This is a genomic window from Metabacillus lacus (assembly GCF_009674805.1).
Classification (GTDB): domain Bacteria; phylum Bacillota; class Bacilli; order Bacillales; family Bacillaceae; genus Metabacillus_C; species Metabacillus_C lacus.
Map to the genome: position 1 here is coordinate 1 of NZ_WKKI01000044.1, position 17,288 is coordinate 17,288.

16 protein-coding genes are annotated in these 17,288 nt (G+C 41.7%); 8 read left to right on the forward strand and 8 right to left on the reverse strand.

Annotation, left to right across the window (positions count from 1 at the left end; translation table 11 throughout):
• Positions 1–287: 287 nt before the first annotated feature.
• A complete protein-coding gene (locus GJU40_RS16655; protein WP_154309202.1) occupies positions 288–1,160 on the reverse strand; it encodes a nucleotidyltransferase-like protein in 873 nt (290 codons plus the stop codon).
• 160 nt (positions 1,161–1,320) lie between these two features.
• On the opposite strand from GJU40_RS16655, the gene GJU40_RS16660 reads away from it, so the two are divergent.
• Positions 1,321–1,674: a YgzB family protein gene (locus GJU40_RS16660; RefSeq protein WP_154309203.1), complete on the forward strand. Its 354-nt coding sequence runs from the start codon at positions 1,321–1,323 to the stop codon at positions 1,672–1,674.
• 110 nt (positions 1,675–1,784) lie between these two features.
• On the opposite strand, the gene perR is transcribed toward GJU40_RS16660, so the two are convergent.
• The 4 genes from perR to GJU40_RS16680 all read right to left on the reverse strand — a co-directional run bounded on the left by perR (position 1,785) and on the right by GJU40_RS16680 (position 5,200).
• On the reverse strand, positions 1,785–2,222 hold the full coding sequence (gene perR, locus GJU40_RS16665) for a peroxide-responsive transcriptional repressor PerR (protein ID WP_154309204.1): 438 nt from the start codon (positions 2,220–2,222) through the stop codon (positions 1,785–1,787).
• Between the two features lie 231 nt (positions 2,223–2,453).
• Positions 2,454–3,986 (reverse strand): AbgT family transporter, encoded by a 1,533-nt coding sequence (locus tag GJU40_RS16670; protein ID WP_154309205.1) that lies wholly within the window; start codon positions 3,984–3,986, stop codon positions 2,454–2,456.
• A gap of 277 nt (positions 3,987–4,263) precedes the next feature.
• On the reverse strand, positions 4,264–4,734 hold the full coding sequence (bcp, locus tag GJU40_RS16675; protein WP_154309206.1) for a thioredoxin-dependent thiol peroxidase: 471 nt from the start codon (positions 4,732–4,734) through the stop codon (positions 4,264–4,266).
• A 61-nt stretch (positions 4,735–4,795) separates the two neighbouring features.
• Positions 4,796–5,200 carry an ion channel gene (locus GJU40_RS16680; RefSeq protein ID WP_154309207.1) on the reverse strand — a complete coding sequence of 135 codons (405 nt, stop codon included), beginning with the start codon at positions 5,198–5,200 and terminating at the stop codon, positions 4,796–4,798.
• 164 nt (positions 5,201–5,364) lie between these two features.
• Between GJU40_RS16680 and GJU40_RS16685 the strand changes: the two genes are divergently transcribed.
• The 5 genes from GJU40_RS16685 to GJU40_RS16705 all read left to right on the forward strand — a co-directional run bounded on the left by GJU40_RS16685 (position 5,365) and on the right by GJU40_RS16705 (position 8,220).
• Positions 5,365–5,754 (forward strand): hypothetical protein, encoded by a 390-nt coding sequence (locus tag GJU40_RS16685; RefSeq protein ID WP_343031589.1) that lies wholly within the window; start codon positions 5,365–5,367, stop codon positions 5,752–5,754.
• Between the two features lie 590 nt (positions 5,755–6,344).
• Positions 6,345–6,722 carry a DUF3139 domain-containing protein gene (locus tag GJU40_RS16690; RefSeq protein ID WP_343031591.1) on the forward strand — a complete coding sequence of 126 codons (378 nt, stop codon included), beginning with the start codon at positions 6,345–6,347 and terminating at the stop codon, positions 6,720–6,722.
• Positions 6,723–6,852: 130 nt separating this feature from the next.
• Entirely contained in the window at positions 6,853–7,284 is a 432-nt protein-coding gene (locus GJU40_RS16695; RefSeq protein WP_154309208.1) for a DUF4275 family protein, read from the forward strand.
• Positions 7,285–7,409: 125 nt separating this feature from the next.
• Positions 7,410–7,691 (forward strand): hypothetical protein, encoded by a 282-nt coding sequence (locus tag GJU40_RS16700; protein WP_154309209.1) that lies wholly within the window; start codon positions 7,410–7,412, stop codon positions 7,689–7,691.
• 4 nt (positions 7,692–7,695) lie between these two features.
• Entirely contained in the window at positions 7,696–8,220 is a 525-nt protein-coding gene (locus tag GJU40_RS16705; protein ID WP_154309210.1) for a cysteine hydrolase family protein, read from the forward strand.
• A gap of 104 nt (positions 8,221–8,324) precedes the next feature.
• On the opposite strand, the gene GJU40_RS16710 is transcribed toward GJU40_RS16705, so the two are convergent.
• From GJU40_RS16710 to GJU40_RS16720, 3 genes are read right to left on the reverse strand one after another with little or no spacing between them, the layout of a single operon-like run.
• Positions 8,325–9,110, reverse strand: a complete 786-nt coding sequence (locus GJU40_RS16710; RefSeq protein ID WP_343031590.1) for an ABC transporter permease — start codon at positions 9,108–9,110, stop codon at positions 8,325–8,327.
• A gap of 3 nt (positions 9,111–9,113) precedes the next feature.
• A complete protein-coding gene (locus tag GJU40_RS16715; protein ID WP_154309211.1) occupies positions 9,114–9,905 on the reverse strand; it encodes an ABC transporter permease in 792 nt (263 codons plus the stop codon).
• Positions 9,906–9,916: 11 nt separating this feature from the next.
• Positions 9,917–10,930, reverse strand: coding sequence for an ABC transporter ATP-binding protein (locus tag GJU40_RS16720; protein ID WP_154309212.1), 1,014 nt, complete (start codon positions 10,928–10,930; stop codon positions 9,917–9,919).
• Between the two features lie 141 nt (positions 10,931–11,071).
• Between GJU40_RS16720 and GJU40_RS16725 the strand changes: the two genes are divergently transcribed.
• Both GJU40_RS16725 and GJU40_RS16730 read left to right on the forward strand, forming a co-directional pair.
• Positions 11,072–12,367 (forward strand): glutamate-1-semialdehyde 2,1-aminomutase, encoded by a 1,296-nt coding sequence (locus tag GJU40_RS16725; protein WP_154309213.1) that lies wholly within the window; start codon positions 11,072–11,074, stop codon positions 12,365–12,367.
• Positions 12,368–12,655: 288 nt separating this feature from the next.
• Entirely contained in the window at positions 12,656–17,128 is a 4,473-nt protein-coding gene (locus tag GJU40_RS16730; protein WP_154309214.1) for a glutamate synthase-related protein, read from the forward strand.
• Positions 17,129–17,288 lie beyond the last annotated feature (160 nt).

The window sequence follows — 17,288 nt, forward strand, 5'->3', positions numbered from 1 at the left end:
TAGGCACGCCGCCAGCGTTCGTCCTGAGCCAGGATCAAACTCTCCAATAAGATTGTTTGACTTGCTCATAGTAAAAATTTAAAACTAGATTTAACGTTGACGTTCTGCTTTGTTTAGTTTTCAAAGATCATGTTAATTTTGCGTTATCGCTCAGAAGCGACTATATCAATATAACATTTTCGCACTTCGCTGTCAACACTTTTTGAAATGTTTTTTTGAAGTGTGTCGCTGTCTAATCAAGTAATCAGCAGCGACGTTTAATAATATAACACTTCAAAATTGCTAAGTCAATACTTTTTCAGCAAAGAATATCCCCTGTGGAAAATGCGGTTTCCCTTAGTTTCTATTTTAATCGTTTTAATAAACTCTTTTTCCACAAGATATTCAACCAGCACGCTTAAATCCAGACTGTAGCATTTTATTTCATCATGATTCAGCAGATCACCAAACAGCCATTGCTCCTTTTCCTCAATCACAGATAGCAGATGGGAGGCACCTATTTCTGTTTTTGAGTGAATAAGAAAGTCGCTGGCAAGGAAAAGAAGCTCCAGCCTCTTCTCCAGGCTTTCCCCGCTTTCTACCAGTTCCTGATACAGCTTATATACTTGGGGCTCTATTTGCTTAACCTGCTTCCATACAGTAATTTCAGGGTGAAAGCCTCTGTCTATCACTTCAAGCCGCGCCAGATGATGAAGAGCGTGAACAATATGATTGTATGCATCAAGATACTGTTTCGCCTCAAAGAAAGCTTTTCCTTCATAAAATCTACGGATCAGCTTTGCAAATTCGAGACCGATTTTAAATTTACGTTCCGAGAAAGGAAAGTTTTGAAGCCGTTCAGCAAGTTTTGCATGATAGTCATTTCTGTCAAACAACACTCTGCCATTAATAATCCATTCAACGATTCTTCTGTTCGTCCCCAGAAGCAGCCACTCTTCTACCTGATCTTGAGTGACAATATGTAAGGAAGCACTGTTATCCATGTATTCATAATGTTTAATGAAAACCGGCTGCTCCGCTTCTTTAACAACAATGAAGAGCACTGCATCCATATTATCGGTAAGGGGAGAGACTTCATTCCGTTTTTCCATCATGACCACAGCAAGTGTATCCGGATGGCTTGCCCGTTCCTGGTAGATCGGGCGGAAAATATCTTCCATATATAACTCCTCCAAAATAATTCTTGGTTAATTTAGTTCTATACAAAGATAGGGAAATCCTTTGCAGGAATAATCATTATACAGGTGTTTTACAAATAGGAGAAGAACATATCAAAAATTAGGAAAAAGTGTGCTATATTTAGGAAAGGAGGGGAAAGGAATGGCCCAAAAATATTCTAGTAAAATCAATAAAATCCGAACCTTTGCTTTAAGCTTGGTCTTTATAGGATTTTTCGTCATGTATCTGGGGGTATTTGCCCGTCAATCAATTATTTTAATGACGGTTTTTATGCTGCTCGGTCTGCTCTGCATTATAGCGAGCACAGTTGTCTACTTTTGGATCGGCATGCTGTCGACAAAAGCTGTACAGGTTGTTTGTCCCAACTGTGGAAAAGCCACTAAGATTTTAGGGCGTGTAGATATGTGTATGTACTGTAAAGAACCCCTGACACTGGATCCCAATCTCGAAGGCAAAGAATTTGATGAAAAATATAACCGCAAAAAAATGAGCTGATAGCATTTCGCTATCAGCTCTCTCTATACAGCAGGCACATCAGGAGTTGCAGCGCCGCCGTTATATGCCGCAGCCCTGCACTCGCCTTTCAGCTCCCGCCGCTACATTTTCTATAGTGCTTCTTTTCTCTCACAGTCACTGCAGACCCCGTATATTTCCATTCGATGATTTCTTACTTTAAAGCCTGTAACATGAGATGCAAGATGCTCCACCTCATCAAGGCCCGGGTAATGGAAATCAACCATTTTTCCGCAGTCCTCACAAATCACATGGTAATGGTCACTTGTCACAAAATCAAAACGGCTTGAAGCATCGCCATACGTTAATTCCTTTACAAGCCCTACCTCACGAAATACCCTTAGGTTGTTATAAACCGTTGCAACACTCATATTAGGGAATTTCCCTTCCAGTGCTTTATATATATCATCTGCGGTAGGATGAGACATGGATGAAATCAGATATTCCAGTATAGCATGACGTTGGGGAGTAATTCTTACCCCTGTTTGCTTCAAAGTATCGAGTGCTTCTTTTAACTGATGTTCAGACATTCGCCATGCACCTCTCTTTGAAAAACATTCTTACTTTGTAATATTTATAATTAGTGTACATCCTTGCAACGGATTTTGTCAATTTAAATAGTAGGAAAAAAAGGAAATGCATTTTACTTACTTTTCCTCCTCCTCCCTTTTTTCATTACAGCAATTTTTAGCAGTCATTTCACCCTGATCTCCATACTAAAAACGCCCCCTCCATAAAATATGGAGAGAGCGTTATAAGGATTAATTATTGTAATACACCGGTGAACCTGGTCCAAGGTCTATGCCGGTCGCCATCCAAACGATGAGCATGATAATCCAGAGGATTGAGAAAACAATTGAATATGGAAGCATCGTGGATACGAGTGTTCCAATTCCAATTTTTTTGTCATACTTCTGAGCAAATGCAATGATGATTGCATAGTACGGCAGAAGCGGAGAAATAATGTTTGTTGTGGAATCGGCAATTCTGTAAATAACCTGTGTAAATTCCGGAGAGTATCCGAAATTCATCATTATCGGCACAAACACAGGTGCCATAATGGCCCACTTAGCAGACGCGCTTCCGATAAACAAATTAATCAGGCCGGCCACTGCGATAAATGCGATAATCAGCGGCAGACCGGTAAAGCCTGTAGATTCCAGGAATTCTGCTCCATTTACCGCCAGCACAACACCAAGGTTGGATTCTGTAAAGTAAGAAACAAACTGCGCGGCAACAAATGCCAGGACAATGTAGGAGCCCATTGTTGCCATCGTTTCTGAAAGCTGCTCTGCTACATCTTTATCAGATGTAATGTTCTTTGTAATCAATCCGTACACAAAGCCCGGAACGAAGAACATGATTAGAATAACAGGAACGAGTGACTGCATGAATGGTGAATTCACAATGTCTGTTCCACCGCGTAAAGGTCCCCATTCAGGAACAACAAGAAGGGCAAGCAGCGCTCCAGTTATGACGAATGCCGCAAGTGCTCCCCAAAGTCCTTTTTTCTCCTGCGGCTTCAGGTAGTCCACTTTGTCAGTTACGGTTCCTTTATACGTCCCTAAGCGCGGTTCTACGATTTTATCTGTTACAAGGGTACCGGCAATGGTCAGCATGAACACTGATGCTATCATGAAATAGTAGTTCATGGCATAGTTCATGCTTTCCGCATACTCAGGATTAATAATTCTGGCTGCATCCTGTGTAAGTCCTCCCAAAAGAGGGTCAAGCGATGTAAGCAGCAGATTTGCACTAAATCCTGCTGATACACCTGCAAATGCAGCAGCAAGTCCTGCGAGCGGATGTCTGCCGAGTCCGGCAAAGAGCACCGCTCCCAATGGAGTTAATACTACATAACCGGCATCAGCAGCCATGCTTGACATGATTCCGCCAAATACCAATGCTGCTGTCATCAGCTGCTTCGGCACAGATGTAACCAGGCCGCGCAGCGCAGCGCTTATAAGTCCGGAACGTTCCGCAATCCCAATTCCAAGCATTGTCACCAAAACTGTTCCCAGCGGCGCAAAGCTTGTAAAATTGCCTACTGCACTTTGAAAGAGATATGCGATACCTTCAGAACTTAGAAGGTTTTTCACCTGAACTGTTTCCCCTTCATTTAAAGGGTCATCAATTTGAATGCCAAGCGATGAAAAAATTGCAGATGCAATTAAAACAAGTAATGCAAAAATAGCAAATAGTGTAACAGGATGAGGAAGCTTATTTCCTACACGCTCAATTGTATCGAGAGACCGAGTAACAAACCCTCTCTTCCTTACAGTGTCTGTCGCCATAATACCCTACCTTTCTGCGATATTTAAATTTTCTGAAAGTATTTTGTTAGACAGTGTCTAGTATAGACAAGTTCAAATGATTATGAAAGTGCAAAAGAAAATGGCGGAAAATATAAAGTTTTCTGATTTTTATAACAGAAAATAGCACGAGGGATTGCCCCGTGCCTTAGAAGGCTGTTAGAGTATGGGATTACTCGGAATGCCGGTCACGACATCTTATTCAGAGAGCTTACTTATTGCCCTCACTTTTTCCAGCATCTTCTGCTTCAGGCTGAAATTACTTCTCTGTTTCTCTAATGTATTCCAGAGCTTCCTCCACATGACCCTTCACTTTTACTTTACGCCATTCCTTTATCAGTCTGCCTTTCTTATCAAAAATAAATGTGGAACGTTCGATCCCCATGTATTCCTTGCCAAAGTTTTTCTTTAGCTTCCAAACCTCGAATTCTTCGGAAAGCTTATGTTCGCCGTCAACAAGGAGATGAAAAGGCAGATCGTGCTTTTCTTTGAATTTCTGGTGTTTATCTGCAGGATCCGGACTGACGCCGACAATCACTGCATCCAGCTCTGAAAAACTCTGATATGAATCCCTGAAGTCACAGGCCTGTGTAGTGCAGCCCGGGGTCATGTCTTTTGGATAAAAATACAGAACAATATATTTCCCTTGAAAATCTGTGAGGGAAATATGTTCTCCGTTATCGGCCGGAAGTGCAATATCCGGCAGCTGCTGTCCCAATTCAATACTCATATAAGGAGCCTCCCATAGATATATTTTCATTTAGCCTAACCAACTTTGCTCTCACATACAACTATTTTACTTTATCAATGCCGCTGACAGCTTTGGCTACAATGACAACCGGAAGCATATAGCCGATCAGTGCTTCCACCACTGCAATGAACCTCCCCGCTCCTATCGGGATAATTTCCCCATAGCCGACAGAAAACAAAGTTACCGCGCTAAAATACAAGCATGTATTGAGCTGCTGAAGATATGTACCTGTTACTGCATGTCCATTTTCCAGCAGGATATAATAACCGCTCTTTGTAAGAATAAGATAAATCATTGAAAAGGCCACCAAAATCGCCAAATATAAAAAAGAGATGATGATAATCGTCTCAAACGACACGAACTGCTGCTCCGAGAAAGCTTTGTAAGCGATTCTGGCACTCATGATAAAACAAATAATAATTAAGAGACCGATAACAAAGCCCATATATCCTCCTGCTTCTCTTTGTCCTTAACTAAGTATACGAGCGGGCATGAAAGATATTGCATAAAATCTGGGTTCATTGTTTAAGCGTTTTTATTATGCAGGCACTGTTAAAGAAGACTGTTGATTTTCTTAACCACCCAAGAGAACAGGTAGTATAATAAAAAATGGAAATGAAAATTAGGAACCAATTCAAAGGAGTAACTGATGATATGGATTGTTTTTGTGAGGAAGCGGAAATTTACGAGTTAAAAGTTGAAGGTGATGTTGGAGCGGATCCTATATGGTGCAATCAATGTGGTTGTAACTTAGATTTAGAATACGTCCCAATTTCAAATGAATTAAAAAGTGAATTGACGGAATGGATAACGAAGTACGGTGAATGGATTAATTGGGATATAGATAGAATCATTCCAAATGGCATTGAAATGGAAGAAGAACATATTAAACAGGGTGCTAAATTAACTGAAAAAGTAAAGGAAGAACTTTTAGGGAAATACAGAATAAAATTCTCTCCTTCAACAATGGCACGAAGTTATGCAAGGAAAACACCTTAATGCTCATTATGCTAACAGGCAAGTAAGCGAATACAAGCATATAAAAAGGCTTGATGATATAGGAGTTGAATTGGTGCGAACCTTTTTAAGTTTTTTGTTTATCAAGTCATTTTATCTTTGATTGGTACAGCAAATAATATCGATAATAATATATTGTTTCACTGATTAAGACACCTATAAATTTAATAATCATTTAAATCAACTTAAGATTATATTTTTTTATTAAATTAAAATTGAGATATAAAATTTTAATTTTTACGAACATCATAATCTATTCCAAGGTATGAACGAGTGTCCGTTAGATATGTCTACTGATTTAGAAAAACAAATAAGCAAGTTCGCAAGTATGGATGTTGCCCCATTAGTAAGGGTTTATAAATTAGATACCAGTGATTTTTAAGAATTAAGATTGGACAAAGAATATAAATTCAAGGAATTTGAATGCGGATGCAATCAGTAATTTTATTCAACTAGCCGAGTGTTCATTAAAAGATACCTTAGTTATGTTAACGGATAGAATACTGTCATACATTTTTATGAAAAAATGATAAAAAGGGATGATTGGCTTTGTTTACTAAAAAAATATTTTAATAGTAGTTTTTTTCCTTGGGCTGATTTCAATTCCTTTTGCTTTTCTTTATGTTCTTAATAATGGGAATCCTTATGAAAGATATCTTGTAAGTAAATATCTTCCTACACATTTAGAGGAATTGGGGTATAGTGACGAGGATATTTTGAATCAATCGTATATTGAAACAAAACATTCAATAAATAACAGTGTGTATCATGGTCACTACAGGGTGGTTTTCAAAGATGAACCTCACTTGGAATACCTGTATGGGGTGACAAGAGGCAGAAAAAACGTAGTACAATTTTGTGAAAAAGAAATATTGATATCAGGAGAAAGGACTACTGATAAAAACAATCACAGTGAAAAAAATTGTATAGGCTATTTAGATAACAGATAAAAATATAAACTTTAGAAGCGGGTGCCATAATTCCAGAAGTGAGTATGGCATTAAAGTAAAGGAGCATTTACTTGAAGAAGAACTATACTATGAGAATTTGGAATTTGACTTTATTAAGGGTGTGGCAAAAATGAATGACCTATATGGTCGACTTAAGACCAAAAAAATAAAGATAACTGAGATTCCACAATGGGGACCTTATTTTCGAAAGCAATGGGAGAATAATTTTGCTAATCATTTAAGTGATAAAGATAAGAAGTCAATTCACCTATTTGATACTGGTGGTTATTGTGGCTATTTATGGCACTTGTTTAGTTATGAGAAGAAGGGTTGTATAGAGGGGGAAAATGCTGAAGTTGCATTCAATAATCAACCCAAGAAAAATTGTTATGTGTTTTATCAACATTATGATTATGTTCTTTTTCTACAAAATGACGGTATGTTTAATACTGATGACCTTATAAATGAACAAGATATTTATATTGTAGATAAAGGATTTAACTGGACTTATATACAAACACATGAAACTGGATGGTTTGGTCCATATTTTAGCGTTAAATGAAACTGATGAGGTTGCGTTACTATCGGGGGCAATGCTTATAAGGCAACGCCTTTTTCTTTGTTCTACTAAATATGCAGATTAGGAAAAGAAAATTTAATCCTACAAATTTAAGGTGGGAAATATTTTTGAACAAAAGATTTATTACACTGACCGCTGTTAGTTTTATAGGAATAGGTAGTTTAATCAGTTATCATCAATTTTTTAAGGAAAAGCAATACTTGTCTATTGGAGTGAGCCAGGAAGATATCATAGCAGCAAGTATGAATCAATCTGATATTCCCTTAAATAAAGAGTGGGTTATCACATACGACAATGGGATTAATCAGGAGAGAATTAGCGAGAAATCAATTTATGTCTTAGACGATGAAAACAACGAAGTTCCAGTAAAAATAAGTGTAAAGGGGTAAAATAATGAAAAAAGCATTATTGGTCATAGATGTACAAGTTGGGATGTTTCAAGAAGGTAATGTTGTGTATAAAGGAGATAGTCTACTAACAAATGTAAAATCACTAATATTCCAGGCACACTCTTCTGAGACACCAATTTTTTATATACAGCATAATGGACCTTCCGGACATCCTTTGGAGTATAGAACAAGTGGATGGGAGATTCATCCTGAAATTGCTCCAAAAAATCAAGATGTTATTATACAAAAAACTACTCCTGATTCATTTTTTAATACTTCTTTAGATGATGAACTAAAAAAGCATGAGATTGAACATTTAGTAATTGCTGGAATTCAAACAGAGGCATGTGTGGATACAACTTGTAGAAGAGCTTTTAGTATGGACTATAAAGTCACTTTAGCTTCAGATTCACACAGCACGTGGGATTCAGAAGACATTACTGCCCAACAAATTATCAATCATCATAACAGAGTATTACGCTGGTTCGCTGATACTTCCCCAAGTCAAGACATCTCCTTTAAAAACTAATTGTAAAGTTATGTACCTTATACAAATAGGTTCTTATCTTTTTTAATAAAATATCATCATCTAAACAGCCCCATTAGAAAAGAGGATATCCCAGGGATACCCTCTTAATTGCCGGCCCCGCGGTATCGCTTTACACCGGAGTTCCACAAATAAATAGAAACCGTAAAGAACAGGACACCCATCACAGGCGTCATGAATGAGTATGTGTACCACTCTGTTCTGCCCAGAAAATAAGCAGAAGGATAAACACCGACAAAGGCAAACGGCAGAATCCACGTTAATACAAACCGGATCGCACTGTGATAAATATCTACAGGATAGCGGCCGTAGTTTCCGATATTGTACATCATCGGCATCAGGGAAGTCCGCGCGTCAGACCAGAAGCCAATGCTGGCCAGCGCTACAAAAATGCCGGCATATACAAGTGCTCCTCCTACAGCAAACAGAATCAGGATGAAGATGTCATACCAGGCAAACGACAAATCGAGCCTTGCAGCAGCATAGCCCATCACGATGATTCCCGTTACAGCGCCAAACAAGGATTCCAGCTCCATTCTTTCAAGAATGACTTGAAACAGGCTGTGAATCGGCCTGGTTAGAATTCTGTCCATCTCCCCTTTTACAATATATCTTTCATTGAAATCCCATATATTGAAAAAAGCCCCGAATAATGCGTAAGGTACAAGGAAAAAGCCATAAATAAAGATGATTTCATCCCGGGTCCAGCCTCCAAGTGTTTGTGTGTGTCCGAACACAACGAGAATGAACACCAGGTTCACGGCCTGAAACAGTAAATCAGACAGCAGCTCTACTACCATGTCCGCTCTGTACTGCATTCTGGTTTTCATATACTGGGCAATATACTGAAATAAAATCGATAAGTAATGCACAGTTTATCCCCCCTGTATAACGAGCCGCTTTTTCGCGGACGCCCACATGATTTTGATAGGGATAAGCAGGATAATGGCCCAAAAACCCTGCAGGAGGAGCGCATTGACCAACGCATCTCCGGTAAACCCTTCTGTGAATATCATGCTTGGTATATAGCTGATTGCCTGAAAAGGAAAGAACTGCATCACGTCCTGAGCCCAGAGCGGATAAAAGCTGATGGGAAGCAAGAGGCCTGAAAAGAGGTCAATGACCACCCGCTTCGCCCTCATTAACCCGTCATTATTAAATAGAAAGAACGTGACCATTCCTGTCATCAGGTTGATTTGTGTATTAATGATAAAGCTGAACAGTATCGATATAAAAAAGAATATCCATGTTGAAGCATTAGATGAGAACGATAAAGGAAACATGAAAGAAACGATGACCATGCCCGGCACGGAAAAGAAGAGAAGCCTGAAGATTCCTTCACCAAAGGCCTGCATCGTTTTCATGCCAAGATAATTGTAGGGTCTGATAATTTCCACAGCGACCTTGCCTTCTTTTATTTCAAGGGCAATTTCCCGGTCGATATTATTAAAATAAAACGCCCTTGCCATCCAGGATATTGCCACATAGGTTGTCATTTGAAGCACATCAAGACCCTGAATGCTTTCCTGTCCCCCATATATGGCAGTCCACAGGAAATAATACGCAGCAATGTTAATGCTGTAAATTAGTATGCCGCTGTAGTAGTTGGTCCTGTAGGCGAGCATCATTAAAAACCGGATTCTGATCATTTCTAAATATTTATCCATTACATATCACCTCAGGCTTGAAAAACCTGGCCTTTTTCATAAATATTCCGGATGATTTCTTCCGTAGAAATCTCCTGCACAGCCATATCATGTATTTTATGGGAGCCAGCCACTCTGCCAATCAATTCAGACAGATGAACAGAGTCGGCAAGCACTGCAATCCAGATTCCTTCTTTCTCGCCTTTTTGCCAAATAACCTCCAAATCACTGGTCAGCATGCCCAGATTATGCGGATCCACTTTTTCACCGAACTGAAATTGAATTTGTTTCTGTTCACCAAGACGCTGCCTTAAATTTTCAAGTGCACCATCATAAATGATCTTACCTTCATCCAGCATCACGACTCTTTCACAAAGAGCCTCGATATCAGTCAAATCATGCGTTGTCAGCAGAATGGTTGTGTTATATTTTTCATTTATCTCTTTTAGAAAGTCTCTTATTTTGAGCTTTACCAGGACATCAAGCCCGATTGTTGGTTCATCCAGAAACAGCAGAGGCGGATTGTGAATCAATGCGGCAGCAAGCTCACACCTCATTCTTTGCCCAAGAGACAGCTTTCTGACCGGCTTGTCCAAAAGCGGTTCTATATTCAATGTTGAAATCACATGTTTCATATGGGTATCGTATTGTTCATCGCTCACTTTATAAACCTTTTTCAAAAGGCGGAACGACTCCTGTACGGCGATATCCCACCAAAGCTGAGATCTTTGCCCGAACACCACCCCAATGGTCGAAGCAAATTTTTCCCTCTCCTTGTGGGGATTCATGCCGTTTACCCGCACCTCTCCGGCTGTCGGCGTTAATATGCCCGTCAGCATTTTAATGGTTGTCGATTTTCCCGCTCCGTTTTCACCGATATAGCCAACCATCTCTCCCTGTTTGACAGTGAAGGAAATATCATTTACCGCAGGAACTGTTTTATAATTTCGGTTTAGAAGATCCCGAAAGGCGCCCCCCAGCCCTTTACGGCTTGAATAGGATTTGAATTCCTTTCTGAGCTCTTTCACCACAATTGCGTCTTTCATTTGCATGACCTCCAACTTTTCTCCACTGAAATATTGTAAGCTAATCCTCTTCCTCCGACAATACATCTGTTTTTTCAATCAGTTTTTAACAGCTTTAGAAAGTGATATTATAATAGAAAGTAAAATTTTCAGGAGGATTCTATGAACTTCACTAAATCAGAACAGCTTCATGAAGAAGCTTTACAGCATATCGTCGGAGGGGTGAACAGCCCTTCCCGTTCATATAAGGCAGTCGGCGGAGGCGCTCCGGTTGTTATGGAAAAAGCAAAAGGGGCTTACTTCTGGGATGTAGACGGCAATCAGTATATAGATTATCTTGCTGCTTACGGACCGATTATTACCGGCCATGCGCACCCTCATATTACAAAGGCAATTGCAGATGCCGCAGAAAGAGGCGTTCTTTTCGGAACTCCTACGCCGCATGAAATCAAATTTGCAAAAATGCTGAAGAAAGCTATCCCAAGCATGGATAAGGTTCGGTTTGTAAATTCCGGGACAGAAGCTGTCATGACGACCATCCGTGTTGCAAGGGCCTATACCGGCAGGGACAAAATCATTAAGTTTGCCGGATGTTACCATGGTCATTCCGATCTTGTACTGGTTGCGGCAGGTTCAGGCCCGTCTACCCTTGGCACTCCGGATTCTGCAGGCGTACCGAAGAGCATAGCGCAGGAAGTAATCACCGTGCCTTTTAATGATCTCGCACCGCTTAAGGCTGCACTCGAAAAATGGGGGAATGACATTGCAGCGGTGCTTGTGGAGCCGATTGTCGGCAACTTTGGCATTGTAGAGCCTCACCCGGGCTTTTTGGAAGAAGTGAACAGGCTGACACACGATGCAGGTGCTTTGGTGATTTATGATGAAGTCATTACCGCGTTTCGTTTTATGTATGGCGGAGCACAGGATCTGCTAAACGTGAAGCCGGATCTGACAGTGCTAGGGAAAATCATTGGCGGCGGCCTTCCAATCGGGGCATATGGCGGTAAAAAAGAAATCATGGAACAAGTAGCGCCTCTTGGGCCGGCTTATCAGGCAGGAACAATGGCCGGTAATCCCGCTTCAATATTATCTGGAATTGCCTGCCTTGAAGTTCTTCAGGAAGAAGGACTGTATGACCGTCTCGACAAGCTGGGCGCCATCTTGGAAGAAGGTATTCTCAAGCATGCCGAAACACACGGCGTTCCCATTACAATCAACCGGCTGAAAGGAGCCCTGACCATTTACTTCACAGATGAAAAAGTTTTTGACTATGAAGGGGCAGAAAGAACTGACGGAGAAATGTTTGCGCGCTTTTTTAAGTTGATGCTGAAGCAGGGCATCAATTTGGCACCTTCTAAATATGAAGCATGGTTTCTTACCAGCGAGCATACAGAAGAAGATGTTACCAGAACTTTAGAGGCAGTTGAGCATGCATTCAGCCAACTTGAAAATGCATAAAAATTCATTAATGAAAGCAGCAGAAGAATTGTTTCTGCTGCTTTCACCTCTTTTTATTCTGAAAACGCTTACATAATGGTGTTTTGTAAAATTTTCTCACTCCCTTCCTTCTTTCAAAATGAATACCATATCCAAAAAACTGTATATGTATTTGCAAAATAACTCTTGAAATGTTATCATTGGTAATACAATTCTGAAAATTATTTCTATTTTCTATAATTTGGATTTTGTCATTCAGGAGGTGAAGGCTCAACGAACGGGAATTCATTTCCCATTCTGGCCGCTATTATGAAAGATACTTGGAACCCTAGTCTATTTAAGGATTATCAAAATGCAGAACATGACGCTTGCGGCATTGTTTCTGTTATAGAGAAAAGAAAATATCCTACCAAAGAAAACATTGACCTTGCCATACAGGCACTGATTACCATGAACCACCGTGCCGGATTCATCAACGAGGAAGGCGATGGAGTAGGAATTCATATTGATATTCCTTTGGCGCTTTGGAAAGATAAGCTGGCCGCGAAAGGCCTGAATCCTGATCTTGCTGAAAGGGAAGACTTTGTTGTAGGCCATTTGTTTCTTTCAAGAAAAGGAAGTCCTGCAGCACTAAAAGAGTTTGTAAAAAGTCTTATCAGCGACAATGGATACAGCCTGATTTTTGAAACAGACACCGTTACATCCGCAAATGCTCTTGGACCTATCGCTTTGCAAGAAGAACCCCTATTCTGGCAGTTTGCATTGATTCCTTCCAAACCAGTTAACATAGCTGAGTCTTTATTTAACCTGAAGATTGCAATTGAAAAAAATGACGATGTCCATGTTGCTTCTCTTAGCAAACATGCTGCAGTTTATAAAGTAATGGGTGCCGGTGATGTACTTCCAAGATATTATCACGACTTGGCCAACCCTCTTGTTGCATCAACCATGACATTGGGGCATAACCGTTATTCAACAAATACATTATCCAACTTTTTCCGTGTACAGCCTTTCAGCGTGCTGGGCCATAACGGAGAAATTAATACGATTGCCAAGCTGCGTGATGAAGCAAAAATGATTGATGTTCCTTTAACAAACGGTGGAAGCGATTCACAGGATCTGGACCGTACCATTGAGACGCTTATTTGCCGTGAGCAATATTCGTTATTTGAAGCAGTGGACGCTCTTTTCCCTCCAATTGTGAATGAAATAAAATCTTATCAGCCTCACCTGCAGGATTTATATACGTACCTGCGTGAATCATGGGGACATTTTGCACAAGGTCCTGCCGGCATTGTTTCCAGATTCGGCGAAGAAGCGGTCTTCAGCGTGGATGCGCTGGGATTGCGTCCATTATGGAAAGTTGAAACAGCTGAATCTCTTGTGTTTTCTTCTGAGCCCGGCATTATTCCGGTTTCCCTTTATGCAGGAAATCCAAAACCGCTCGGACCTGGAGAAAAAATTGGAATCAGATGGAATGAAGAAGTGATTGAAGTTTTGGAGTATCCAGCTTTTCAGGAAGAGGTTTATAACCGCCTTTCTCCAAAGGTGAACCTCGATGGCTATCGCAGCCGTCTTGTATATTCCACAGAAAAAGCCAAGGTATCCGCTGCACAGGCCGGCAAGGTACATAACGGCCAATATGCTGCATTTGGATGGGACCGCGAGCACATTCAGCTGATTGAACAAATGGCTGACAAAGGAGTCGAGCCAATACGGTCACTTGGTCATGACGGGCCTCTTGCCGCGATTCATCCTGACAGAAAGAATATTGCTGACTTTATTAAAGAAAGCGTTGCTGTTGTTACAAATCCGGCCATTGACCGCGATCGAGAAACAGAACTTTTTTCTACAAGAGTTATAGTGGGCAGACGTCCATCGCTTCATGAATATCACGAAAGAGATACAGTGGTAGAATTGCAGACTCCTATTTTGCTTGAGGGCGAGCTTGGCTATGAAGCATCATTGGCCCACAGCCATATGTCCTATGAGGAGCTTCTCAGCCTTTATTCAGCGAACAAAAGCGTCCATGTCCTTTCTGCAACTTTTACAGCGGAGGAATCACTTGCAGATGCACTACAACGAATTGCAGATGAAGCCATACACTCAGTTAAAGGAGGAGCGTCCCTTCTTGTTCTGGATGATCATGAGGCACATCAAAACGGCAGACTGTGGATTGACCCCCTGCTTGTCACATCTGCAGTTGACAGGGCATTAATAGAGGCCAGCCTGAGAAGAAGCTGCTCAATTGTGCTTCGCTCAGGGGCGCTCAGATCCCTTCATGACATCATTGTGTCTTTTGGACTGGGAGCAAACCTTGTCAGCCCTTATCTGTTATTTGCAACAGTTGTTGAAGAGGAGCAATTTCTTCCAGGCTTGAATTTATTCAGCGCTTTAAACAAAGGCTTGGAAAAAGTGATCTCCACAATCGGCATTCATGAGCTTCGCGGATACGGCCGCCTGTTCTCTTCCATCGGTCTGCATGAAGAGCTGGCAGCAGCACTGAATGTTGTTAACTTCTTCGGATCTGATGCACTGAAATATAATTTTGCTTCTTTGAAAGAAGACAGCATGAAGCGCGCAGCAGATTATGAGAATGAAAAAGCAAGACCATCAAAAACATTCCATATCTTCCCACGCATCTGGAAAGCCATTGGAGAGGTTGCTGCAACAGGCAGCTATGACGGCTACCGGGAAAAGCTCAATGAACAGGAAGAAAGCAATCCAATTGCGATCAGGCATTTAACCAGCATCAAGCAAAGGCCTGTAAACCTTGATCCTTCCAAAGTAGACTTGAGCGTAGGCGAGCATGATCTTCCGTTCGTCATTGCATCCATGTCGTTTGGTTCGCAAAATGAAACAGCCTTCCGTGCTTATGCTGAAGCCGCAGATCAGCTGAATATGGTCAGCTTAAATGGTGAGGGCGGAGAAATTAAAGATATGCTTGGCAAATATCCGCATACACGCGGGCAGCAGGTTGCTTCCGGGCGCTTTGGTGTAAATGCCGAACTCTTGAATTCTTCTAATCTGCTTGAAATCAAGATCGGGCAGGGTGCTAAACCTGGTGAAGGAGGCCACTTGCCTGGTTCCAAGGTTACTGCAAAAATTGCTGAAGCAAGGAATGCAACAATTGGATCGGATTTGATTTCTCCTTCCAATAACCATGATATTTATTCAATCGAAGATCTTGCCCAGATGATTGCAGAACTGAAAACAGCCAATGATCAGGCAAAGGTCGCTGTAAAAGTGCCTGTTGTACCTAACATCGGTACAATTGCAATCGGAATTGCAAAAGCAGGAGCGGACATTATTACACTGAGCGGATTTGACGGCGGTACAGGTGCTGCCAGAATTCATGCCCTTCAATATGTCGGCCTTCCTGTTGAAATAGGTGTAAAAGCTGCTCATAATGCCCTTCTAGAAGCTGGCTTGCGCAATAAAGTAGAGCTTTGGGCAGACGGCGGAATTAAAAGTGCTCAGGACGTAATCAAAGTCATGCTTCTCGGAGCCAACCGTGTTGGCTTTGGAACACTGTCGATGATTGCAATCGGCTGTACAACCTGCCGCGGGTGCCATCTTGATACCTGCCACGTGGGAATTGCCACTCAAATTGAGTCTGAAGCACAGGCGAAAGAGCATGGACTGCGCCGGTTTGTCCCTAGACAATATGAGCCTGCAGTAAAAGGCTTAATGAATTTGTTTGGCGCTTTCGGGCAGGAGCTGAAAGCTTTAACTGCTTCACTCGGCTTTACAAGGCTTCAAGATCTTGTGGGACGTTCTGATCTGCTTGAGCAGACCCGCGGAACTGAAGAGATGGATCTTTCCTCTCTTCTTCAGATGCTTGACATTGAAAACATGGCCGCTCATCAGGAAGTTGCCGCGAGCCTGCAGGAAAAAAGGCTGGCAGTGGCTGCCGGTGCTGAATATCTGGATTACCGTGAAGAAGTTCTTCATGAATCTAGAGAGTACAGGGGTGTTACATCCGAGCAGCGTGTGCTTGGAAGCCGCGTCTCCTGTCATAGAGTGAGAGGACGCCTTGATGGTTCTTATCTTGCTCTTGAAGATGTAAGGCTTTCTTATAAAGACGGATCGGTTCCGGGTAACGGACTTGGAGCTTACAACTCAAACGGCATTCATCTTCTAGTAGAAGGCGGTGCGCAGGATGGGACAGGAAAAACATCCTTCGGCGGCTCCATACAGGTACTGAAAGCCAAAGGCGTTGATGGCCGGTACTATAACGGATCTGTTGGAAAAGGATTTGGATATGGCGCTCAAAAAGGTCTTCTCCTCGTACAGGGAGATGCGGACGCAAGAGCAGGCATCCGTCTGTCAGGCGCCGACATGATTATTGGAGGCAAAATCTCCAAGCCAATTCCCGAACAGGAATATGGTAATATCGGAGTAACAGCCAATATCAAAGGCTTCGCATTTGAATATATGACGAACGGCCGCGGACTGGTTCTTGGCGATCCGGGACCATGGATTTGCGCAGGAATGACAGGCGGAGTCGTTTACGTAAGGCAGCAGCCGGAAATGGGCATGACAAGAGCTGCGCTTGAAAGAAGGATTGCCAAAGGTGCAAACATTGCAATTCAGACGCTTGATGAGCAAGGTGAAAAAGATACGTTCGAGCTTCTATCCACCTACATCTCGGCCCTGAATGCAAGCGGACAAAACGAAGAAGCAGCAGAGCTTCAGCCGCTGCTCCATAACCTAAAAAACAGTTTCTTCCAAATTATGCCGGTCAAACAGCAGGCAGATCCATCTGTCTCCACTGAATAATACCGTAAAGAGAATGACCTGGAACAGCCGCGCGAGGCTTTTTCAGGTCATTTTTTTTGTTATCTTCTAAAACATGGTATCAGGCAGGTAACCTGTATCGCTGCAGAGACTTAGGAGCGTTAGCTGGAGCGCCGTTATGATTCTGTTATAATAGGGAATA